The organism is Nocardia abscessus NBRC 100374, assembly GCF_000308455.1.
GTDB lineage: Bacteria > Actinomycetota > Actinomycetes > Mycobacteriales > Mycobacteriaceae > Nocardia > Nocardia abscessus.
In genome coordinates this window covers 1-656 of record NZ_BAFP01000075.1, presented here as the reverse complement: position 1 = coordinate 656, position 656 = coordinate 1, and the positions used below count along the sequence as shown (strand labels likewise).

Here is a 656-nt window from a genome sequence, read left to right as displayed (position 1 = left end):
TTCACCGGTGAGAGCAGCACCGGCCAGGTGATCTTCGCCAATGCCGCGCCGTACCTGAAGGGACTGTCGATGGAGCTGGGCGGCAAGTCGCCCGCCGTCGTCTTCGCCGACGCCGACCTGGACGCCGCGATCGACGCCACCGTCTTCGGTGTCTTCTCCCTCAACGGCGAGCGCTGCACCGCGGGCAGCCGCATCCTCGTCCAGCGCGAGATCTACGACGAATTCGTCGAACGCTACGCCGCCCAGGCCGAACGCGTGAAGGTCGGCTACCCGCACGACCCGGAGACCGAAGTCGGCGCGCTCGTGCATCCCGAGCACTACCAGAAGGTCATGAGCTACATCGAGATCGGCAAGGGCGAGGCGCGACTGGTTCCCGACCGGCAACTTCGTGCGGCCGACCGTGTTCGCCGACGTGAAACCGGACGCCCGGATCTTCCAAGAGGAGATCTTCGGCCCGGTCGTGGCGATCACGCCGTTCGACACCGAGGACGAAGCGCTCGCACTCGCCAACGGCGTGAAATACGGTCTCGCCGCCTACATCTGGACCAACGACCTGAAGCGCGCCCACAACTTCTCGCAGGCGATCGAGGCCGGCATGGTGTGGCTCAACTCGAACAACGTGCGCGACCTGCGCACTCCGTTCGGCGGCGTGAAAG

1 pseudogene is annotated in these 656 nt (G+C 66.0%); it reads left to right on the top strand.

Annotation, left to right across the window (positions count from 1 at the left end):
* Positions 1–656: pseudogene (locus tag ON19_RS14615) on the top strand (aldehyde dehydrogenase family protein); the annotation flags it as partial.